This is a genomic window from Gaetbulibacter sp. M235, assembly GCF_043876835.1.
Taxonomy (GTDB): Bacteria; Bacteroidota; Bacteroidia; order Flavobacteriales; family Flavobacteriaceae; genus Yeosuana.
Map to the genome: position 1 here is coordinate 1 of NZ_JBAWJZ010000008.1, position 20860 is coordinate 20860.

Below are 20860 nucleotides of genomic sequence, written 5' to 3' on the forward strand. Positions count from 1 at the left end.
ATTTATTCCAGAATTTTGAGAGTTTCGATTTATTTTCTTCCATAATCATGGTTGACTAAATTAAATAACTGCTAACGGTTAGGCTCGTATGTTTACGATACGTTATTTAATTGTATTAAAAATAGTAAATTTCTGACTAACAAAACAAGTAAAATAGAAGGGATAGAGAGGTTTTGGCTAGATACACAGGTTTATCGTGATATCGTTTCATAGAAATCCCTCCCTTCTATAATTTTCTTGGAATCTGGACAGTACCTAGGTCCTATGGCAAGAGACCGAATCAAGTGCGAGCAAAGATGCAAAAGGAAATTAGCCTTGTTAAAATAAACAGGTATGGATACAAAACTAAAGCAATGTTTAGGGATAGATGTTTCTAAAGGGAATCTATCTATTAGTTTAGGACAGTTAAATTCCAATCTAGAAAAGGAATTTATAGGCCATCCAGATATTGGTAATGATCCAGGGGGATTTAAGGTTCTGTCGGGATGGTTAAGGAAGGTGTTGGTAGAAGGCGTAGAATTTATAATCGTCATGGAGGCAACTGGTGTTTACCACCAGGCAATCTGTAATTACTTGTATGGCCAAGGCTACAAAGTCTGTGTTATGCAGTCGGGAAGGGTAAAGCGCTATGCCCAAAGTCTGGACCAACGCTTAAAGACCGATGCCTTGGACAGTAGGATGTTAAGCATGCTGGGTCTGGAACGGAACCCAAGGCCTTGGAATCCTCCCAGCAAGGAATTACAGGAGTTAAAAGCACTTGGCAGGGAGCGCAGTTCCCTTTTAAAAGACAGGAACGTAGAGATAAACAGACAAGGAGCTATCGGGTCAAGTAGTTATTCCAGTTCAAAAGCTTCCAAGCGGCATTTAACAAGGTTACGCCTGATAAACACACAGATATTGGCTATAGAAGAGGAAATGCGGGAACTGGTGTCTAAGACAAAGGTTTTAAAAGGCCGCATTGCGTATTTAGAAAGTATTCCTGGTGTGTCATTTATATCTGCAGCAACAGTTGTTGGTGAAACTTTAGGTTTTGAGTCCATATCAAGCGGAAAACAGCTTACAAGTTATGCTGGCTATGATGTGGTTTTAAGGGAGTCTGGTAATTTTAAGGGTAAGACCAAAATAAGCAAAAAAGGAAACAGCCATATTAGGGCCGTTCTCCATATGCCTTCAATGACATGCGTTCGGTGCAATCCCACCTTAAAACAGTTTTATAAAAGATTAAAGCCCCAGAAAGCAAAACCTCTTGTGGCTTTGGTGGCAGTCCAAAGGAAATTATTGATTTTAATGTTCACGCTCTGGAAAAATGAAACATATTATGACGCAGAATTTGAAAAGAAAAAACAGCAAGAACCAAAAGCTCTTGCTGCGCAGGATAGCACTATGGTTTAGCATAAGTGCTTCCTATAATTTTTAGTTAATTTATTTGGTTTTTAACACAGTACCTATGATTTCGGCGTGGAATCGTCCGCAGGACTATTCCGCAGAGAAATCAGCTTAAATATATGTTTTACTTTCGGTTTTTGCACCATCGCCACGCTGAATTATAGCCGGTGTTGTAAGCAGTTTTTTTATCTGTTATAATAGAACCAACTGCTTTCATAATTTTCGTCAAAATTTTGTTTTGAATCAATTCCGATTTTAAATTCGTCTCTTTTCCAATAATCAAATTCGTCATATTCTTTAAGCAACTCAAAATATCTTTTTTCAAGTTCTTCAAAGAAGTCCGATTTACCTATTTTCTCCTTTTGTTCATCTTTAAAAACAAATAAAGTCGCACTTCCAAAACATCTTGACAATGTCCAAACTTTGTTATTGTTCAGTTTGGATAACAATTCTTTTATCTTCGGTTCTGGAATCAGTCCATTTGCTTCTTCTTTGGCTAATGGTTCAAATGCTGAAGCCGAAACGAAAACATCTTTTAATTGTGGTTTCAGTTTTTTTGTTAATCCAAGAATGTTTTTTCCATTTGGGATTTCCAAAGTTTTGCAAATCTCCAGATATTTTTCTGCAATTTCATCCTGAATTTTTTCATCGTAATTTGCCCACCGTTCATCACTTTCTTTGAATTTAACTTCGTCATTTTCAGTTTCGACTGCAATTCCGATTCTAATTCGGTTGTCGTGATTCATTATTTCGTGAGTAATGTTTATAACATTTACTTTGTATTTTTCTGAAATCCATTTAGCAAGCTCTAGAAAGTCAGTTTCAATTCCGTTTTTTTTCTGCTTTATTCGTTTGGCTAAAATGTATTCTCTATCTGATGATGTTACCAAATTTCCTCGGGTTTTTTAAATTGCTTACAACGTTTATGTATAAGGAAAGTTGCGTGTTTGTGTGCGAGGATTTTACGAAGGAAAATCAGAAGCTAGCAAACGAGCAACTAACTTTGGTTTAGCTAAAACCAGCAATTTTTTTTATACGTTAGTATACGTTATTTATTTAGATTTCCTATTATATTTTTAGCTTTTTCAATTGAAATACATCCACTTATTCCAACTGAATTTGAATTAGCAGTTGTATTTATTAATTTTATATACTGAAGAAAATTAATTCCCATTATTTCAGCTCCACCATGCTTTTCAGTTTCTGTTATATAATTATTTAAATTTTCTAAGACACTGTAAAAGGGCGTTGTTATAAATGAAGTAATACCTATTACCTTATCATTCTCGGGATTCTCAGTAAGTAAAATTAATGGCCCACCTGAATTACCTTTGTTAGTAGTCATATCAAGCCATGCAATTTCTCTAGTATAGTTTGATTCTTTATCTATTGTCTGTTTGGATAAAGTCGAAATTATTCCTGTTGAAAAAAAAGGGTCATTTAAGTCAAGAGGAAAACCGCAAGTGTAAACTGTTGCTCCTTCATAAGCATCTGAAAAATTACCTAATTCGAGAAAATTTGAATTAACTTTTGTTTTAGGTTTTAAAATACAATAATCCCATGCTATTGCTTCTTTCACAATAGATTCATTATTTAGCTTTAAAATTATATTTAATGGAATTGTGTCATTTTTATAGTCAACAAATGAAAAGTTGCTTTGGATTCTACCTATAGAATCAATTTTCGTGTTTTTACTAAAAATCACATGCCAATTAGTTAATATAATACCGTCACTTGAAACATAGAATCCAGTACCAGATTTAACATTATCCACAAGTATTTTACCCGTGCATTCTTTTATATTTTTTATTCTTTGTTTTATAGTTGCTTGGTCTGTAGAAAACGAAGAAGTTTGAGCAAAAGTGTGATTGATTGAGCTCAAAAGAAATAAAGTAATTAGGAGGTTTTTCATAATGTATGCTAACTCGTTATATCCTTATATAATATACTGTTTATGGGTTCCAGTTTACGGATAAACATAATAAGTTTTATTGTTTACCATCACCGCATATTAATATAACTAATATTAAAATTAGTTAATTCCTTTCTGAATTATGTGAATTTTCTTAAAAATTTATTTTTTTAAATATTCAATTTTAGTATTAAAACTGAATAACGTAATCAAGGAAAGAGCAATTGTCTTAAAAAAGCTCTATGTAAATGACATTGCGAATCTAAGGGAATAGCAAGAGGGCAATGCGCTAAAGCTCATTGCGTTATTTGATTTATTTATAATTTACTGTATTTCAGTAGATTATAATAAACGATCAATTTTATGTTCCATGCAAAAAATACAATAATTATGTTAATACCCTTGGAAACGCTTATAAACACTAGGGTGCATTAACATAATCAGAAAAAATAAGCTACCGCGCTCGCTTTGGGCGAGCTTGCTGCATTTTTAAAGTGATGGATTCTCCCCGCTCAATCCAGCCTCTAAATCCATAACTTTAAAAACGATTATTCTTTACCTCTTAAACACCTTTTTTATTTTGTATTTAGAACAAAAAAAACCAATCTCTTTGGATTGGCTTTTCTTTAATTATTTTTTTGTTCTTTTTCGATTTCTTTTCTCCTCTTCCTTCGCTTTTATGAATTCGATGATTTCCTTTTTTTCTTTAGTCAAAACCCTTTTAAAGAAATCAACTGTTGAAATACCAAAATAATCACAGAGATATAGTAATTTGATAATTCCAAAGTTGGGTTTAGACTCCATCCGCCCCATATTTATAATAATCTCATATTTTTGGGCAAATTCGATATTTACATCTGATTGAGACAAACCTTTTATTTTACCTTGATCCATACCCTTCTCTTTTCTTAATTCTTTAAGAACCATTTCAATAGAAGTAGAATAATATAAAATATCTTTTTTATCAATCATATATTCAAATGACGGTAATAAAAAAAAATATATCAACGACGTTTGTGTCGTTAAAATATTTTATTTACATTTGATTTTCCTTTCATATAGAAAGGAGTATTTTTGCGATTCTTCTTAAAGATAAATATTAGAAGCAATTGCTTTGAATCTTGTATAGGAAAACTGGTAATTTTTGTGCAACAAGATGATAAGTAGATTTGCTCACGACCCGGGGCGTGGGCTCTCTTATTGTTGCAAGGTATACCAGTACCTCCTATACTATAAGTTGAGCATCCACGCCTTTTTTGTTTGTATAAAAAGTGCCTTCTTTCAACTTTTCTCAAAGCTATCTTCTCTTTACACAATGTAAGAATTCGCTTTATCTAAATCTGATTTAATCATGGTGATGATATCACCAACTTAAAAGCGATCCCTTATGTCACAGCATCATTTCGAACTATTAAAAAAGGGTGATCCCGCTGCTTTGGAGCGTATCCATGCCAAGTACAGCAGGAGTATCTTTTGGGTAGGCAAGCGCATGCTCAAGGATCATTTTGTCATAGAATCCTTGGTCCAGGATACTTTTTTAAAATTATGGGAACATAGGGACAGTATAGAAACCCCCAAACATATCTTCTTTTTCCTAAGGTTTGTGATGAAAAGGGAATGTATTTCCTACTATACCAGACCTAGAAACAAGTTCTTTAGGAAAGTCAATTCGTTTGAGGATTATGACAATTACCAAGACTATATGGTAGGGTACGATCCTTTAAAAGATGGGGAAACGCTGCGAGATCAGGAAGCGGAACAAAAAGACTTCGACCATATCAAAAGCGTACTGCCCCTATTGAATGCCGAGAGAAGGCATTTGATTGATATCTGTTTGAAATATGGCTTTCAATACAAAGCTATTGCCGAGGTCATGGGAACAAGCATTACCGAGACCAGTAACGAAGTGAAAGGAGCTATTGAGGACATCAGAACGATCATTAATCAAGGAAACAGGCTTGAAACAAGACAGAAGTCTATTGATGAAATTAAAGGACAAGATATTATGACCAAGGAACAGGTAAAAGTATTAATGCTTCGATGTGAAATGAAATATTCCTTTACCTCCATAGCCAAAGAACTTAACCTATCCCAAAAAGAAGTGCACCATGAATTTATGATAGCCTATAAACTCATGCAGCAGAAACATGAACAGCAACTGGAATCCGCTTGATATGGAAAAGCCAACGCTCAAACTCACCCGAAAGATCCAGTTATTGGTCGACCTCCCTACCCAAGAAGAACGAAAGGAGGCCTTGGACAAACTTTACCAGTGGCAAAATCGATGTTTCAGGGCTGCCAACCTAATCGTTTCCCATCTCTATGTACAGGAGATGATCAAAGATTTCTTTTATCTCTCAGAAGGGATAAAGTATAAACTGGCTGATGAAAAAAAAGATGAAGACGGCATTTTGCAACGCTCCCGCATCAATACCACCTATCGCATGGTATCGGATCGCTTTAAGGGTGAGATCCCAACCAATATACTGTCCAGTTTGAACAATACCCTGATCACTTCTTTTAGGACAAACAGCCCGAAATACTGGAAAGGTGAATGTTCCCTAAAGAACTTTAGGAGGGATATGGCCTTTCCATTTAGTTTGGAGGGCATAAGCAGAATATCATATGATGAAGAGAAAAGGGCGTTTTGCTTTCGTTTGTTCCAGGTTCCCTTTCGGACATATCTGGGGAATGACCATACAGACAAAAAAATATTGTTGGATCGGGTGATAAAGGGAGAGACCAAGCTGTGTACCTCCCGTATCCAATTAAAGGACGGCAAGATCTTTTGGCTACCGATATTTGAAATCGAGAAAGAAAGGCATATCCTTAAAGCAGAAGTGATTGCGGAGGCCTCATTGTCATTGGAATACCCATTGGTCGTGAAAATTGGCAAGGACAGGCTCTGTATAGGCACTAAGGAAGAGTTTCTATATAGAAGGCTGGCCATACAGGCAGCCCATAAAAGGGCGCAGATTGGAGCTACCTATTCCAGATCAGGCAAAGGGCGTAAACGAAAACTCAAAGCGGTGGACAGGCTCAGCAAGTCGGAAAGTAACTATGTACACCATCGTTTGCATGTGTACAGCAGGAGGCTCATCGATTTTTGCACCAAGCATCAGGCTGGAACGCTCATATTGTTAAATCAGGAGGACAAGACCGGGATAGCAAAGGAAGATGGATTTGTACTCAGGAACTGGAGCTATTACGAGCTGACGGCCAAGATAAAATACAAGGCCGAGAAAGCGGGCATAGAACTTATTGTAGATTGACCGATTTGGTCATGAGGGTGCTTGTACACCCGTAAGGTGGGGTGGATCATCGCACTCACTAAATGCTAACGGCATATACAACGCGTGGGCTCTCTTATTTAAAAAAACCTAATTGGTTTTTTATAAAATGATGAATCCACAATTCTTTATCCAATCAGAGATAACACTGAACAACAGGTCTTTAATTTTTAATCAGAAAACGATTTATCATACTTGTTACGAATTAAAAGCCCCAACATCTATCGAGCTAATACTATGCAATGTTTTTGGGAATTTTAACCGAAAATCTCATTTATTACTAAAAAATTCCTTGATTTCATTGGGCTACGAAGCTTTTTTACTAAAAAACAGTGAATTGATACCCTTTTTAAACTAATAAAACACCAATAACCGACAATACCTATCAATACAAATTATTCTAATACTTTTTACTGTAAATTATTGCCTGTTTATAGGGCTACGGAGCCATTTACTGTAAAAGTCAAATAATACGTATTTGGCAAACACTACAACGGTTCAATATTAACTAAATCATATGAAATCCTATGGGTTTGCCGCAAATAAATGCCATTTTAATGGGGTTTCAAGAGGTTTTGCCGCAAATCTGAAATAAAATCAACCATCTAAAATTGGTAAATAACTGATTTTAAGTAAAATATGAACCAGTAACATCGCGGAGCGTGTTACCCTCTTGCTTCACATCTAAGTTTGCGAAGCAAACGTTAAATGAAGCCAAATTAAGATTTGTGCTTTTGATTAAAAAGGACACAATCCATAATTGAAATCCCGTAAGATATTGCCATAAAAGCTATTAATAGTGAAGACAACCCAGCTATAGAGATGTTGAGTAATCATTTATACAAAAACAAAATTTATTATAAAATAAATGATATTTTAAATCTATTAAAACATTTGTTTATATCGTAATTTAGTCTTTAAATACATTCTTAATCTGATAGAAAAAACGTTCAATAAGGTGAAGATCTTCAGTAATGATTTCTGCTGAACCACTCATTTCTTGTTTAAATTCTATTTTTTTATTGTATGACGTTATTAGCTCTTTTGGTAAAGACGCATCAATTAAATAAAGACCATCTTTATCAGGAAATATAGATACTTTTACTATTTTACTTTTTAGAGTACCAAACTCTGCCTCTGGATAATTATCTATCTTAATATTTGCTAATTGTCCAACCTTTATTTTCCCTGAGTTTAACGTTGGTATTTTTAATTTTGCAATAAAGCTTGAATTTTCACTAGGAATAATAGAGAATACTAAAGCATCTTGATTTACTACTTGATTTTTGTTCCAATAGTTTAAAAAAGTCACTCTTCCATTTATTTTAGATTTCAAAACATAAATTGCTTCCCATTCTTTTATGCTTTTTTTAAGTTGATTAAACGATTGAATTACTTTTTTTAATAATGTCATTTCTTGTTTTATCTTGTTAATATCTGTGTCTCTTAAAGCTTTTAGAGCATTATTTTTTGATTCTTGCAATTGAGAAATGGAAACATTTATGTTTTTAAAATTACGCTCAGATTGTAAGAACTCTAATTGTTTACTTTCATACTCTTGAGTAGAGATTACTCCCTTTTCGAAAAGTTCCTTATTTCTTTCCAAAGCCTTTTTCTTAAACTGAAGTTCAGATTGATTTAGTTGTTTTTGAGATTCTAAATTTTGTAATCTCTCATTTATTTCATATATGGATAATTTATTAGCAAAATTTTCATTAGTAAATGGTTGTAATTTCTTATTAAGAATGTACTGTATATAATTGTTTTCAAATAAAGCATAGCTAGTTTCAATATCTCCTAAAAATAGAAATGGCAAATCAGTAATCGGAAAGTTAAACATTTGATTATTTACTGGAATAGTATCAACTATTGAGGCTAACTTAAAGACATCATTATAATTTGCCGTATTTTCTATTATGGCAAGAGGTTGATTAATATTAACCAACTCATTATCTTTTACCATAATAACGTCAAATTTCCCATTAGTTTTAGCAAACACTTTTTGGGGGGGTATTTGAGTAGTAATAAGTGCTTCAGAAACTATTACATCGGGATATTTTATAAACCAAGATATTACCAATAGCATTATTATTAAGCTTAAGAATAAAACATTTCCCCAGCGTATCATCCAATGAGGAACTTTACTAAGTATATCTTGAACTTCTTCGCTGCGTATTTGAGTTTCAAACTTATTTTCTTGCATCTTTTTATTATTGTTGAAAGTTAGAGTAGATTTTTTTATTAACCTACTCTAAAAGTAATTACCAGACATGGATTTTTTTCATGTCCTTCAACTTATTTAATTACATGGGGGCGCAATTGGACAAGGAACCCTTGGGCTACTAACCCATCCGTTGCATGATCCATCTGAACACCATTCACAGCAGAAGTCATTCCCCCCGTTAATTGCCTTTTGTTCTGCTTTACTTAAAGCTTTGCCAAGATTTAATAAATTCTTCATAATAAAAATGTATATAAATTAATTTTGCCTTGAACATTTATAGACACTCAAGGTTTGTGTCTATCTTTCTCAATTTTTTATAGACTAAACACTAAACTTTTATAGCACATTAACCTAATTTATTAAAAATTGAATATAGAGGTGGGTAATTACACACCTCTATAATAAACAATTTAACTTGTTAAAATTTCGTTAACAAGAAACCCCTTCTCCTGGGTAATATTCACACACGCCACCAATAATAAGACAACCGGTGTCATTATAATTAGGGCATTGAGGATAAGAGTGACAACAAACAAACTTACCACCAGTAATAGCTTTTTTTTCAGCCTTACTTAAGGCTTTGCCTAGATTTAATAAATTTTTCATAATTAAAATATTTAAAAATTAAATTTATCTTGAACATTTAAAGACACTCAAGCTTTGTGTCTATCTTTCGCGAAAAGAATATTTTTACTCATAATAAGGTACTTTCTTTTAATATTGTACTTTATGGGTATATTATTTACCAAGGTTGAGCTGGTTTTTTACTAAATCATAATAGCTCCCCTTCTGTTTTATTAATTCTCTGTGATTACCTATCTCAGCAATCTTCCCTTTATCTAATACCACAATTTGGTGCGCATTTTGCACAGTGCTTAATCTGTGTGCAATTACAACAACTGTTTTATTTGCAAAAAAATCATTTAGATTTTCCATGATAACTTTTTCATTATTAGCATCAAGAGCGGAGGTGGCTTCATCAAAAAACAAGAACTTAGGATCTTTATAGACAGCTCGAGCAATAAGCAATCTTTGTTTTTGACCTGTACTTAACCCAATACCTTCATTACCAATTTTCGTATTAAAGCCTAAAGGTAATCCGTCGATATAATCGGCTATATTTGCAACTTTAATAGCATGGCTTAATTTTTTTTTGTCAATAAAATCTTCACCTACTGCAATATTGCTGGCAATAGTATCATTAAATATATAGCCTTCTTGCATGACTACTCCGCAATGGTTTCTCCATATTTTTTGAGAAATATTATTTAAATTGAAATTATTTATGAGTATTTCACCCTTATCAACTGTATAAAAATGAAGCAATAATTTCATTAAAGTTGTTTTACCACTACCAGAAACCCCAACAATAGCAGTGGTTTTATTGGCAGGGATAGTTAACGATAACTCTTTTAATACAAATTCTAATCCACCAGTATAACGAAACGAAATGTTTTTAAGATGAATATTGGCATGCTCAGGAATTATAGTGACATTATTATCTTCAGGTCTTTCTTCGTTATCTTTATTATGGATCTCTCCCAAGCGGTTTAATGAAATTTTAGCATCTTGCACATCCCTCATAAAACTAATAAGCTGAGAGATAGGCGCATTCAATTGCCCAATAATATAGCTAATAGCGAGCATCATACCCAAAGTAATATCGCCATCAATCACTAGCTTTGCAGACAATACGGTTATGAACATATTCTTTAGTTCATTAATCAAATTAGACCCCACACTTTGTGTTTGTTCTAACGCAAGACTTTTTGTGGCAACTTTAAATAAACGTGCTTGTACATATTCCCAATTCCAGCGCATCCGGCGTTCGGCATTATGGAGTTTTATTTCTTGCATCCCATTAATAAGTTCAATAACTTTACTTTGTTCTGTGCTTATCTCTGAAAAACGTTTATAATCAAGTTCTTTTCGCCTTTTAAAGAAAAACAAAACCCAAGAGAAATAGAGAATACTTCCAACAATAAAAACACCAAAAATTTGCATACTATAATAACCCAAAACAAAACTAAAAACGATAAGATTGAACAGTGAAAATAACACCGTTAAAGATGATGTTGTTAGGATTCGTTCTATACGTTTATGATCATTAATTCGCTGTAATAAATCTCCTGTCATTCTAACATCAAAAAATGAAATCGGTAATTTCATAAGTTTGATAAAGAAGTCAGAAATCAGGGATATATTAATACGTGTACTTAAATGCAATAAAATCCAACCTCTAATAATCTCTAAAGCGGCTCTTCCTATAAACAAGAATAGTTGTGCAATTAAAATAAGATAAATAAAGTTTATATCTTGGTTTTTTATTCCAACATCCACAATACTTTGAGTTAAAAACGGAAGAATGAGCTGTAATAAACTACCCGCTAAAAGCCCTATAATAAGTTGAATAACAAACTGTTTATACTTTAGTAAGTATTTAAAAATAAAACCAAAACCAAATTTTTGATCTTCTTCAAAAACAGATTCATAGAATAGAGGTGTTGGCTCAACCATGAGTGCAATACCTTCTTCAGTAAATTCATTTGCATTATTTCCAATCCAATGTTTTAAAAATTCATCTTTAGTATAACTAATTAACCCATGGGCTGGATCAGAAATATAAAGATTCCCTTTTCGTATTTTGTACAAAACAACATAATGATTTTTATTCCAATGGAGTATACACGGCAGAGGTGCTTCTTGTAATTTTTCAAAGGAAAGTTTAATGCCTAAAGAGCGAAACCCTAGCCCTTCAACAGCTTCACTTAGCCCTAATAGGCTACTGCCTTCTCTTGTAGTTTCGCTAAGTGCACGGAGCTGTTGTGTATTAATAATTTTTCCGTAATGTTTGGAAATAATTTTAATACAAGTTGGTCCGCAATCTTTGGATTCTGTTTGGGTATAATGTGGGAATTTTTTCAAATAGAGTTCAAATAAAACCAAGAGTGCACTAACCTCTTAGCATGGTTCAGATTAAGGTTTTGTCATAAAAACCATTATTATGGGTTGATAAAGGAATGTCTTCCATTATCATTTAAGGTTACCTGAATTGTTGGGTATAAATTAGCTTTCAAGGGTTTATCAACAATTTTTATACAGGTTGTACTACAATCTTTTACCTGTGGCTGTTTGTAGTGTGAAAATTTTATAATATCTCAAAGAAAAAACATATAAGAAGATTCATTATATGTTTTTTCTAAAAAATTATTATTCTACCAAACTGTACATTGTCCAGTCTGACTGTTACATATGTCATCATATTCACAATCAGAATCATAAACACAACGTTTTGGATCAATACCTCCAATAATTCCCTTTTGTTCAGCTTTATTTAAAGCTTTTCCTAATTTTTGCAAATTTTTCATAATTAAATAATTTAAATAATATATTTGCCTTGAACATTTAAGGACACTCAAGGTTTGTGTCCATCTTTCGCGAAAAGATTTTTTTACTTTGCCTCTTCTGGTTGTTTTAATAGACATAAGGATATGTGAATAGTCTTTCGTAGACTTAGAGATGATTTTAATACAAGTTGAGCACAATTTTTAGACTCAATTTGGGGAATAAAACAAATAAAAATTGTCATACATTATAGGTTGTTATTGATATTATATCAATAATAACCTTAATTAAAATCAATAGTATCACACTGACATACATTGCCAAGATGAAGGTGACATACAATGACCTTCCCAACAGCAATCATAATTTAAACAATCACTGCTGTCTCGACATACAAAAGGATCACCTATTATTTCCCCTCCATTAATTAATTTTTGTTCCGCTTTATTTAAAGCTTTACCTAATTTTTGCAAATTTTTCATAATTAAAAATTTTATATAATATATTTGCCTTGAACATTTAAGGACACTCAAGGTTTGTGTCCATCTTTCGCGAGAAGATATTGTTTACTTTGCTGTACTTTTCCGCATTAGCGGAAAAGTATTAGCATTGGTATTAATTTGTAGCTCCCACTGGTTTTAACATGGTTGCTTTTTCATTTTCTGCTTGTTCTATTAAATCTTCTATAAAATATGAAATGTCACTTCTTTCATATTCTTTCGGAAACGGCCTTCCATTAATATATAGGGCAGGCGTAAAATTTATGGTATTTCTAAGGCACCATGCTTTCTGGCTTTCCAATACGTCATCAAAAACATAATTTCTAGCCTCATTCCATATAAGTAACCATTTATCTAAATTGGCCTCATTTTTATATACATCATGTAAAGCTTCAAGACATTTGAATTCTGATTCTGTATTATATATTTCAAAGAGTCGATTTATAACTTTATAAACCACATCATCTTTGTCCTTTGTGCTTATACTAAATCTTATAACTACTTTAATAGAATCCGGATGTTTATTCAAAATATTTTCTATGTCGGTATGTGCAGATTTACAATAATGACATTTTGGATTGGTCACTAAAACTATATGCAAAGGAGCTTTCTTACTCCCCAAGACAATTTCCTTATTATGAATGGATGATGTATTTATTATCTCGTTTTTATGATAAACGGCATTGAATAAATCAAAGTTTCTTTTAAACTTATAATGTTGTATTTGTAATTTGTTTAACTCTTGTTCCTTTTTAAGAAGCGGTTTTATAATCAGCCATAATGTTGTTATAATTATCAAACTAAAAAAAAGAACCAGTCCATCATTTATTTTGAACTCTATATTTTCAAATGTATTTTTGTTAACAAGTAGGGTGCTACATTGCAGCCACAATACAACCACAATACTTAAACATAAAGGGCACCACTTTTTTATAACATTATATTGATAGTAAATAGAATAGAATGTCACTGGAACTGTTGTTAAGGACAGGAATATGATAGCAGAATCACTTGTATTGCTATTTACTATAAGCACCCAGGCTAATGCCAAGCTTGTAAAATAAACAAGGCACACATCGCTTAATTTAAAATGTTTTAAAATGGTAGCTCCTTTGGAATTCAAAACAGCATCACAGCTGGTAAACTCATTTGCTGTGCAAAATTTATCTATTGCTCTAGACATAAAACCTAATTCATGCTTAACAATTAAAAAACTAACATAAAGACCGATTAAGGATAATGTAAAATGAAGTAATTGAAACAAAGATGGTTTAACAGAAATGAATGCACTTAAAAATAAAATGCCACATAAAACATATAGTCCTTTTGAAATATTTTTTGTGTTAATTGTTTTGGCCTGTACATTGAAATCTTCCTTTTCAACAACCACAATAACTCCACTCCAAATAGGTAGAAATTCCTCTACTGTAATTGAAATTTTTCTTTTATTGCCATGGGTTATTTTAATTGTATCATTTTGTTGTGTAATAACAGCAAAATCTTTATTAATCTCGCCATTAACTAAAGAAATAAATGTTTTTGGAAGTTGTTTTAGTATCTCTGCATTTGGTGATACTTCTAACGCAAGGTTGCAGATGTTAAAATGGTCCAACACACCTGTTAAAGCGTGCAAACTCGGATAGGATGGGTGGCTTAATATTTGAAATTCTAATTCAGAATCATTAATAAAGATATCTGAACTTTTTAGGTATTCATTTAATACATTAAATAATTGATCTTTCATTATTCAAACTCTTTTAAAGTTGTTCTTTAAGCGGACTTAATAATAAACAATAAACAAACAAGAACAATATGATTACTGAACAGTACCGTTATGAGATAATAAATCTAGGAATAATAATACAAAGAGTGTTGTGGTAAAACCGTAAAAAATAAATTTAACAAAATGCCTTAATGGATAAAAAGGAATTTTATATTTATTAATTGCTGATTTTCAGACTAAACAAAAAGAATTATCAACTCATAAAGAAACGCTCAGCCTTTCATTATATTCATCTAATATCTTGTTAGGTAATGACTTTAAATAGATTTGAGTAGTATTCAATTTGCTATGACCTAGCATTGCTGAAATTGCTTGTAAAGGTATATTTTGTAACATTGCGTTTGTTGCAAAGCTATGTCGAGAAACGTATGAAGATAAGCTTTGTTCAATATTGCATATATGAGCAATCTTTTTTAACTTATCATTGTACATTGTTCTCAATCTAATTACATCTTGATATTGCTGTTCTGGTTTTTCTCTCATGATAATTGGGAATATAAAATCTTGTTTCAATTTATGTTTATTATAAAACTTTAGAATTTTATATAATGTATCAGAAATTTTAATGTCGTAATTTTTTAGGGTTTTTTTTCGCTGATAAATAACTCTGCCGTTTTTTATATCTCCTACTTTTAAAAAGGCCATATCCATAAAGGGCATACCATAGAGCATGTAGGATATTAAAAAGTAATTCCTTGTATGGAATAATTCATGTCCTACAGGGAGTTGTAAATCCAAAATTTTTTTAATGTGAGTAATGTCTAATGCTCTTTTTTTGGTCGGAGTTACTCTAATTTTGTATTCAGAAAAAGGATAAGCTTCTTTATCAATGCAACCATCTTTAATACCTTTGTTATAGATGGCTCGAATTGTTCTCATATAAAATGCTAAACCATTTAAATTATTGTCTTCTTTTGATAAATGGAATTTCTCAAACCTTTTAAGAAAATCATAGTTAACCTCATTGAATTTTATATCGATTTTCTGTGTAAAGGTTTGCATGATTTTTAATGTGAATTCATAGGTTCGGGCAGTTCCGAAACGCCGAACAGATATTAGTTCTTTTACTAAGTGATTGCCATATTCTAAAAAGGAACTGTAGTTTACTTTTCTTGTTATAAACTGTTTTACTTGATTTATAGATATGTATTGCAACTCTCCTTTGTCATAAAGCTTATTGAGTATTTCATTTATTCGGGCATTTTCCTTTAAAAGTATTATATTTAATAATCGAACGGATTCGACTTTTTTATAATTTGACTTAACTTCTCTTTTCTTTTCATCCCATTCGGTTTCTAAAACAGAGAATCCTGTAGAAATTGAAGTTGTTTTTCTGTTATGGGTAAGTCGAAAAATGATAGGATATTTACCATCTTTTTTCATTCTTCGTTGGTCTAACATTAAGGTTATAAGTGTATTCATAACCCTAAGTTAGGTAAAAAATTTGCAAACAATTTGCAAACATTTCTTTGATATTAAATGATATCAGTTGACATTAAAATTAATTAAAATATTGAAAATCAATATGTTAAAATTTTATTCATATGGATTTAGCTGTATTATTATCTGCTCATAATCAGGTGGTCCCTGGTTCGAGCCCAGGTGGGACCACTAGTAAAATCAAGCCTTTCAAGATGTTGAGAGGTTTTTTTGTTTTATGAAGATTGGACATAGATAGAACAACAAGACATCAAATTTACTTAATACTTCAATATTTTTTATATTTTCTCTTTTTCTTAGCATTTTATTTTGATGATTAACTTATGAAAATTTATTAAGTTTAACAATGTTTTTAAAAGCCACATAACTCATATAAGATGTTGTCTGTAGAGTATAAATTTAAGCAATGAAAAGAAGAAAATTCATTCTTTCAATGGGATTAGCTTGTATTGCTGCTATACTATTAACAACTCTTGTGCCTGTAGTTAACAATTATAGGAGACTTAGAGGTAAAAAATTATTACAAGAGCCTAAATTTTTATTGTCTATCTGTAATAGTGAAGCCGTAATAGCTTTGGGGAAAATTTATAGAGAGAAACAGATTGAGATATTTAGTGAATTAAAATTATTAAAACTCATTTCCAATGATAATTCTTTTGAACAAGAAAACATAACAGAAGAAATACTACAAAGAAAAATTATTGATGATTATAAAAAAGGCGATACCGTTATGGTTTCTGGGTGGATTTTATCCAAAACCGAAGCATATCAGTGCGCTTTATTTTCATTAGGCAAAGAAAAATAATTATATGCATATAGATGCTAGGGAATTAGCTAATAACTCAATTATTGAAGGAGATATTTGTATTATAGGCGCTGGAGCAGCAGGGATTAGTATTGCTTTAGATTGGTTAAAAACACCTTATAAAGTAATATTGCTTGAGGGCGGAGGGTTTGAATATGATGATGAGGTTCAGAATCTATATGAGGGTAAAACAACTGGACAAAAATATTACCCGCTAAAATCTGGCAGACTTCATTATTTTGGAGGAACAACAGGGCATTGGGGCGGAATGTGCTCACCACTAGATGAGATTGATTTTAAAGAAAGACATTGGATTGAAAATAGCGGTTGGCCAATAAACAAACAAGATCTTGATCCATTTTATGAAAAAGCAAATAAAGTACTCGAATTAGGACCTTATAATTACGATTTCAGTTATTGGAATAAAAACTTACCTAATTTAATACCATTCCCTTTAAATAAAAAGGTTATTTGGAACAAGATGTGGCAATATAGTAAAGCACGTTTTGGCAGGTTATATAAGGAAACTATTATAGAGGCTAAAAAAATTCATCTATATACTTATGCAAATGCAGTGGATGTCAAGACAGAAAGCAATTTATCTGTTGTGAATGAAGTAATAGTCAAAAACCATTTTGGAAAAATACACACTGTTAAAGCCAAACATTTTATTATGGCGTGTGGAACCATTCAAAATGCAAGAATGCTTTTATCGTCTAATTCACAAACTCCAAAGGGATTAGGTAATGAAAATGATTTGGTTGGTAGATATTTTCAAGAACATTTAGAAGTCGCTTCTGCTGAGTTGTGGCTAGAAAAACCTTTCAAAACAGATTTGTATTCTTGGGAATATGGTGTGACAAAGGCAAGTGCTGAATTAGCTTTTACTGAAGAAGTTCAATTTAAAGAAGAGATTTTAAATGGTACTATTTCTTTGCAACCTCTAAGTGTAGCTAAATATCTAAAACCAAAACTTCATACCTGGAAAGATGGTGACCCCAGAAATAGTTTAGAAGTAATGATGAATGATTTAAATAATGCAGAAGAAAAAGCGCTTAAAGAAAAAGGTAATATAACATATTCTTACCAGCTTAATACTAGAATTGAACAAGCTCCAAATCCAAATTCAAGAGTTACTATTGTTAAAGAAAGGGATGAATTAGGTGTACCTAGAGCAAGTCTGAATTGGGAATTGACGTCTCTTGAGAAATATAGCATAAGAAGGATGTATCAAATTTTAGGGCAACAGATGGGGGTTTTTAATATTGGAAGAATAAAGCTGAATGAATTTTTAAGAGATGAAACAAATAACTCTTTACTTGATGATACCGTTAATGGTGGATGGCACCATATGGGAACCACCAGGATGTCTATTGATCCAAAGAAAGGTGTTGTTGATGTTAATTGTAAAGTTCACGGTATTACAAACTTATTTATAGCAGGAGCAGCATGTTTTCCTACATCGGGAGCTCCAAACCCTACTCTTACCTTGGTAGCATTATCACTTAGGTTATCAGATTATATAAAAAAACTGATTTAAAATTATTTTTTGTTTAGATTGGTATAAACTATCTTGAGTTAATTTTAAAAGAGACTAATTTAGTCATATCAATATATGAATGTAACAAAACAAAAAGTTGGATTGTTTTTTGGGCCATTATCCTTCGTCTTAATTATTCTTTTTTATCATCCACAAGGATTAAATGATGCCGCAAATGCTATTTTGGCTTCCGCAAGTTGGATTGCGATTTGGTGGATATCAGAGGCCATTCCAATTGCAGCTACAGCTTTACTGCCAATGGTTCTTTTTCCATTATCAGGCGGAATGGGTTTAAACGAAACTACAGCTTCCTATGGTCATAAATATGTGTTTCTTTATGTTGGCGGTTTTATTTTAGCGATTGCTATTGAGAAATGGAAATTACATAGACGTATTGCGTTAACCATCATAAAAGTTGTAGGTACCAATGTAACTAACATCATATTGGGCTTTATGATTGCTACAGCTTTTTTATCAATGTGGATTTCTAATACGGCTACAGCAGTTATGATTTTACCAGTAGGAATGGCCATAATTACACAATTAAAAGACAATCCACAAACTATTGAAAACGAAAACTTAATTTTTGGAAAAGCTTTAATGCTTTCAATTGCTTATAGTGCATCAATAGGAGGTATGTCTACACTAATTGGAACGCCACCAAATTTGGTCTTTGCTGGAGTTATAAAAGAAGTTTATCATGTTGAAATTTCTTTTTTCCAATGGTTTATTTTTGGGTTTCCTATTTCTGTTGTTTTATTGTTTATGTGTTGGTATTACCTAACCAGATTTGCCTTTAAATTTGAGCAAAAAGAATTTCCTGGTGGCAGGCAAGAAATAAAAAAACAATTGAAAGGCCTAGGAAAGATTTCAAAAGAAGAGAAAATAGTGTTCACTGTTTTTGTTTGTACAGCATTTGCTTGGATTACTAGATCATTTCTCATTAAGCGTTTTATACCAGGAATTGATGATACGATAATTGCTGTTTTTTTTGCAATACTATTATTTATACTTCCTGCTAATAAAAAAGGAACAAAAATTATTAATTGGGAGGACGCCGTTAAGTTGCCTTGGGGAATTGTATTATTATTTGGAGGAGGAATGGCTTTAGCTCTAGGTTTTGAATCAAGTGGGTTAGCCATTTGGATTGGTGAAAGAATGGCTTTATTGGGCTCAGTTCCGTTATTTGTTTTGCTGTTAATATTAATTACTTCAGTTAATTTTTTAACTGAAATAACTTCAAATTTAGCAACAACGGCTATGCTTTTACCTGTACTAGTTTCATTAGCTTCTGCAGTAGGAGTTCATCCTTATTTATTATTAGTTGGGGCAACTATGGCGGCTTCTTGTGCTTTTATGCTTCCAGTTGCAACACCTCCAAACGCGGTAGTATTTGGTTCAGGATACTTAAAGATGGAAGATATGGTTACAAAAGGATTTTGGATGAATATCATGTCAATAATTCTATTGACTTTATTTATATATATATTACTACCTATTTTTTGGGATCTTACTTAAGTTTTTTAAAATTATAGTATTGATGAAAAATAATGATTGATTTAACTTCCATTCTTTGTTTATAAAATTTTGAAAAACAAGAAATAAACTAAAACAAACAATTTATTTACTTTTCTCTATATTTGAGCGGTAAAGATAAATTTGAGGTAAAATTTTAATTTATTAACACATAATTTTATTAGCAGTATTTCGTTTAAAAGAAGCAAGTAGTTAACCAAACACGCTTTTTATCGGCAAAAAATAACTTTCAACGTTTTTTTTCGAAAGAAAAATCTTATTTTTTTGATTTTTTTGATTTTTTTGATTTTTTTTTAAATAAATTAGCGCTCTAATGAATATACAAAATAAAAGACTTATTGTTTCAATCTTATTTATATTAATAAGTTTTGTATGTATGGCTCAAAAAGTGCCACCACCACCTATAACACCACCAGTTGGGGATGCACCTATTGATGGAGGTGTGTTACTGGGCGCTTGTTTTGCTGTTTTTTATGGGATTAAGAAACTTTTAAGGAATAAATAATTACTTTTTCAACTCAATTAGCTTAGCTACATACTTTCCTAAAACATCAAATTCTAAATTTATAATTGTCCCTTCTTTAAAGGTTGAAAAATTGGTATGATTATATGTATAGGGTATAATGGCAACACTAAAACTATCTTTTTTTGAATTAACTACCGTTAAACTAGTTCCGTTTACTGTAACAGAACCTTTTTCTATGGTGATATTGTTTAGGGTTGAATCATATTGAAACGTAAACAACCAACTTCCGTTGGTTTCTTCAACTTTTGTACATATAGCAGTTTGATCTACGTGCCCTTGAACGATATGTCCATCAAGTCTATCTCCAAGTTTCATAGCACGTTCTAAATTAACTTTATCAGAAATTTTTAAAGTTCCTAAATTTGATTTTTCTAAGGTTTCTTGAATAGCGATTACTGTATATACATCCTTTTCAATATCAACAATGGTTAAACAAACACCATTATGCGCAATGCTTTGATCAATTTTTAATTCTGAAGTAATATTGCTTTTTATTGAGATATGAAGATTGTTTAAATCCTTCTTCAAATTTGTTACAACTCCCATATCTTCAATTATTCCGGTAAACATATT

At 31.9% G+C, this 20860-nt stretch carries 17 protein-coding genes; 7 read left to right on the forward strand and 10 right to left on the reverse strand.

Annotated features, from left to right (window positions below; translation table 11 throughout):
• Nucleotides 1-333 precede the first annotated feature (333 nt).
• Nucleotides 334-1392, forward strand: coding sequence for an IS110 family transposase (locus V8G69_RS12830; RefSeq protein WP_394882419.1), 1059 nt, complete (start codon nucleotides 334-336; stop codon nucleotides 1390-1392).
• Nucleotides 1393-1571: 179 nt separating this feature from the next.
• Here V8G69_RS12830 and V8G69_RS12835 read toward each other — a convergent pair whose 3' ends face one another.
• The 3 genes from V8G69_RS12835 to V8G69_RS12845 form a co-directional block, all read right to left on the reverse strand.
• The gene (locus V8G69_RS12835) at nucleotides 1572-2276 is read right to left on the reverse strand and encodes a hypothetical protein (protein ID WP_394882420.1); all 705 of its coding nucleotides are present in this window, start codon (nucleotides 2274-2276) and stop codon (nucleotides 1572-1574) included.
• A 158-nt stretch (nucleotides 2277-2434) separates the two neighbouring features.
• Nucleotides 2435-3298: a serine protease gene (locus tag V8G69_RS12840; RefSeq protein WP_394882421.1), complete on the reverse strand. Its 864-nt coding sequence runs from the start codon at nucleotides 3296-3298 to the stop codon at nucleotides 2435-2437.
• Nucleotides 3299-3928: 630 nt separating this feature from the next.
• Nucleotides 3929-4270 carry a hypothetical protein gene (locus V8G69_RS12845; RefSeq protein ID WP_394882422.1) on the reverse strand — a complete coding sequence of 114 codons (342 nt, stop codon included), beginning with the start codon at nucleotides 4268-4270 and terminating at the stop codon, nucleotides 3929-3931.
• Between the two features lie 415 nt (nucleotides 4271-4685).
• Between V8G69_RS12845 and V8G69_RS12850 the strand changes: the two genes are divergently transcribed.
• The gene (locus V8G69_RS12850) at nucleotides 4686-5471 is read left to right on the forward strand and encodes an RNA polymerase sigma factor (RefSeq protein WP_394882423.1); all 786 of its coding nucleotides are present in this window, start codon (nucleotides 4686-4688) and stop codon (nucleotides 5469-5471) included.
• 1 nt (nucleotide 5472) lies between these two features.
• Nucleotides 5473-6570 (forward strand): hypothetical protein, encoded by a 1098-nt coding sequence (locus tag V8G69_RS12855; RefSeq protein WP_394882580.1) that lies wholly within the window; start codon nucleotides 5473-5475, stop codon nucleotides 6568-6570.
• Between the two features lie 928 nt (nucleotides 6571-7498).
• Here the strand turns inward: V8G69_RS12855 and V8G69_RS12860 are convergent.
• The 6 genes from V8G69_RS12860 to V8G69_RS12885 form a co-directional block, all read right to left on the reverse strand.
• A complete protein-coding gene (locus V8G69_RS12860; protein WP_394882424.1) occupies nucleotides 7499-8791 on the reverse strand; it encodes an HlyD family secretion protein in 1293 nt (430 codons plus the stop codon).
• Between the two features lie 450 nt (nucleotides 8792-9241).
• Complete coding sequence (locus V8G69_RS12865; protein WP_394882425.1) at nucleotides 9242-9418, reverse strand: hypothetical protein; 177 nt, start codon at nucleotides 9416-9418, stop codon at nucleotides 9242-9244.
• Nucleotides 9419-9550: 132 nt separating this feature from the next.
• Nucleotides 9551-11737 carry a peptidase domain-containing ABC transporter gene (locus tag V8G69_RS12870; RefSeq protein ID WP_394882426.1) on the reverse strand — a complete coding sequence of 729 codons (2187 nt, stop codon included), beginning with the start codon at nucleotides 11735-11737 and terminating at the stop codon, nucleotides 9551-9553.
• 290 nt (nucleotides 11738-12027) lie between these two features.
• Entirely contained in the window at nucleotides 12028-12180 is a 153-nt protein-coding gene (locus V8G69_RS12875) for a hypothetical protein (RefSeq protein ID WP_394882427.1), read from the reverse strand.
• A 592-nt stretch (nucleotides 12181-12772) separates the two neighbouring features.
• Entirely contained in the window at nucleotides 12773-14401 is a 1629-nt protein-coding gene (locus V8G69_RS12880) for a vitamin K epoxide reductase family protein (RefSeq protein ID WP_394882428.1), read from the reverse strand.
• 237 nt (nucleotides 14402-14638) lie between these two features.
• On the reverse strand, nucleotides 14639-15862 hold the full coding sequence (locus V8G69_RS12885; protein WP_394882429.1) for a site-specific integrase: 1224 nt from the start codon (nucleotides 15860-15862) through the stop codon (nucleotides 14639-14641).
• Between the two features lie 424 nt (nucleotides 15863-16286).
• On the opposite strand from V8G69_RS12885, the gene V8G69_RS12890 reads away from it, so the two are divergent.
• The 4 genes from V8G69_RS12890 (at nucleotide 16287) to V8G69_RS12905 (ending at nucleotide 20266) form a co-directional block, all read left to right on the forward strand.
• Complete coding sequence (locus V8G69_RS12890) at nucleotides 16287-16685, forward strand: hypothetical protein (protein ID WP_394882430.1); 399 nt, start codon at nucleotides 16287-16289, stop codon at nucleotides 16683-16685.
• A gap of 4 nt (nucleotides 16686-16689) precedes the next feature.
• Nucleotides 16690-18225, forward strand: a complete 1536-nt coding sequence (locus V8G69_RS12895) for a GMC oxidoreductase (RefSeq protein WP_394882431.1) — start codon at nucleotides 16690-16692, stop codon at nucleotides 18223-18225.
• 75 nt (nucleotides 18226-18300) lie between these two features.
• Complete coding sequence (locus V8G69_RS12900) at nucleotides 18301-19743, forward strand: SLC13 family permease (RefSeq protein WP_394882432.1); 1443 nt, start codon at nucleotides 18301-18303, stop codon at nucleotides 19741-19743.
• Between the two features lie 331 nt (nucleotides 19744-20074).
• A complete protein-coding gene (locus V8G69_RS12905; protein WP_394882433.1) occupies nucleotides 20075-20266 on the forward strand; it encodes a PID-CTERM protein-sorting domain-containing protein in 192 nt (63 codons plus the stop codon).
• Here the strand turns inward: V8G69_RS12905 and V8G69_RS12910 are convergent, their stop codons facing one another.
• The gene (locus V8G69_RS12910; protein ID WP_394882434.1) at nucleotides 20267-20857 is read right to left on the reverse strand and encodes a riboflavin synthase; all 591 of its coding nucleotides are present in this window, start codon (nucleotides 20855-20857) and stop codon (nucleotides 20267-20269) included.
• Nucleotides 20858-20860 lie beyond the last annotated feature (3 nt).

Coding starts and splice junctions, on each gene's coding strand:
- V8G69_RS12830 (WP_394882419.1), top strand. CDS start 334: ATGGATACAAAACTAAAGCAATGTTTAGGGATAGATGTTTCTAAAGGG.
- V8G69_RS12840 (WP_394882421.1), bottom strand. CDS start 3,298: ATGAAAAACCTCCTAATTACTTTATTTCTTTTGAGCTCAATCAATCAC.
- V8G69_RS12845 (WP_394882422.1), bottom strand. CDS start 4,270: ATGATTGATAAAAAAGATATTTTATATTATTCTACTTCTATTGAAATG.
- V8G69_RS12850 (WP_394882423.1), top strand. CDS start 4,686: ATGTCACAGCATCATTTCGAACTATTAAAAAAGGGTGATCCCGCTGCT.
- V8G69_RS12855 (WP_394882580.1), top strand. CDS start 5,473: ATGGAAAAGCCAACGCTCAAACTCACCCGAAAGATCCAGTTATTGGTC.
- V8G69_RS12860 (WP_394882424.1), bottom strand. CDS start 8,791: ATGCAAGAAAATAAGTTTGAAACTCAAATACGCAGCGAAGAAGTTCAA.
- V8G69_RS12865 (WP_394882425.1), bottom strand. CDS start 9,418: ATGAAAAATTTATTAAATCTAGGCAAAGCCTTAAGTAAGGCTGAAAAA.
- V8G69_RS12875 (WP_394882427.1), bottom strand. CDS start 12,180: ATGAAAAATTTGCAAAAATTAGGAAAAGCTTTAAATAAAGCTGAACAA.
- V8G69_RS12880 (WP_394882428.1), bottom strand. CDS start 14,401: ATGAAAGATCAATTATTTAATGTATTAAATGAATACCTAAAAAGTTCA.
- V8G69_RS12885 (WP_394882429.1), bottom strand. CDS start 15,862: ATGAATACACTTATAACCTTAATGTTAGACCAACGAAGAATGAAAAAA.
- V8G69_RS12890 (WP_394882430.1), top strand. CDS start 16,287: ATGAAAAGAAGAAAATTCATTCTTTCAATGGGATTAGCTTGTATTGCT.
- V8G69_RS12895 (WP_394882431.1), top strand. CDS start 16,690: ATGCATATAGATGCTAGGGAATTAGCTAATAACTCAATTATTGAAGGA.
- V8G69_RS12900 (WP_394882432.1), top strand. CDS start 18,301: ATGAATGTAACAAAACAAAAAGTTGGATTGTTTTTTGGGCCATTATCC.
- V8G69_RS12905 (WP_394882433.1), top strand. CDS start 20,075: ATGAATATACAAAATAAAAGACTTATTGTTTCAATCTTATTTATATTA.
- V8G69_RS12910 (WP_394882434.1), bottom strand. CDS start 20,857: ATGTTTACCGGAATAATTGAAGATATGGGAGTTGTAACAAATTTGAAG.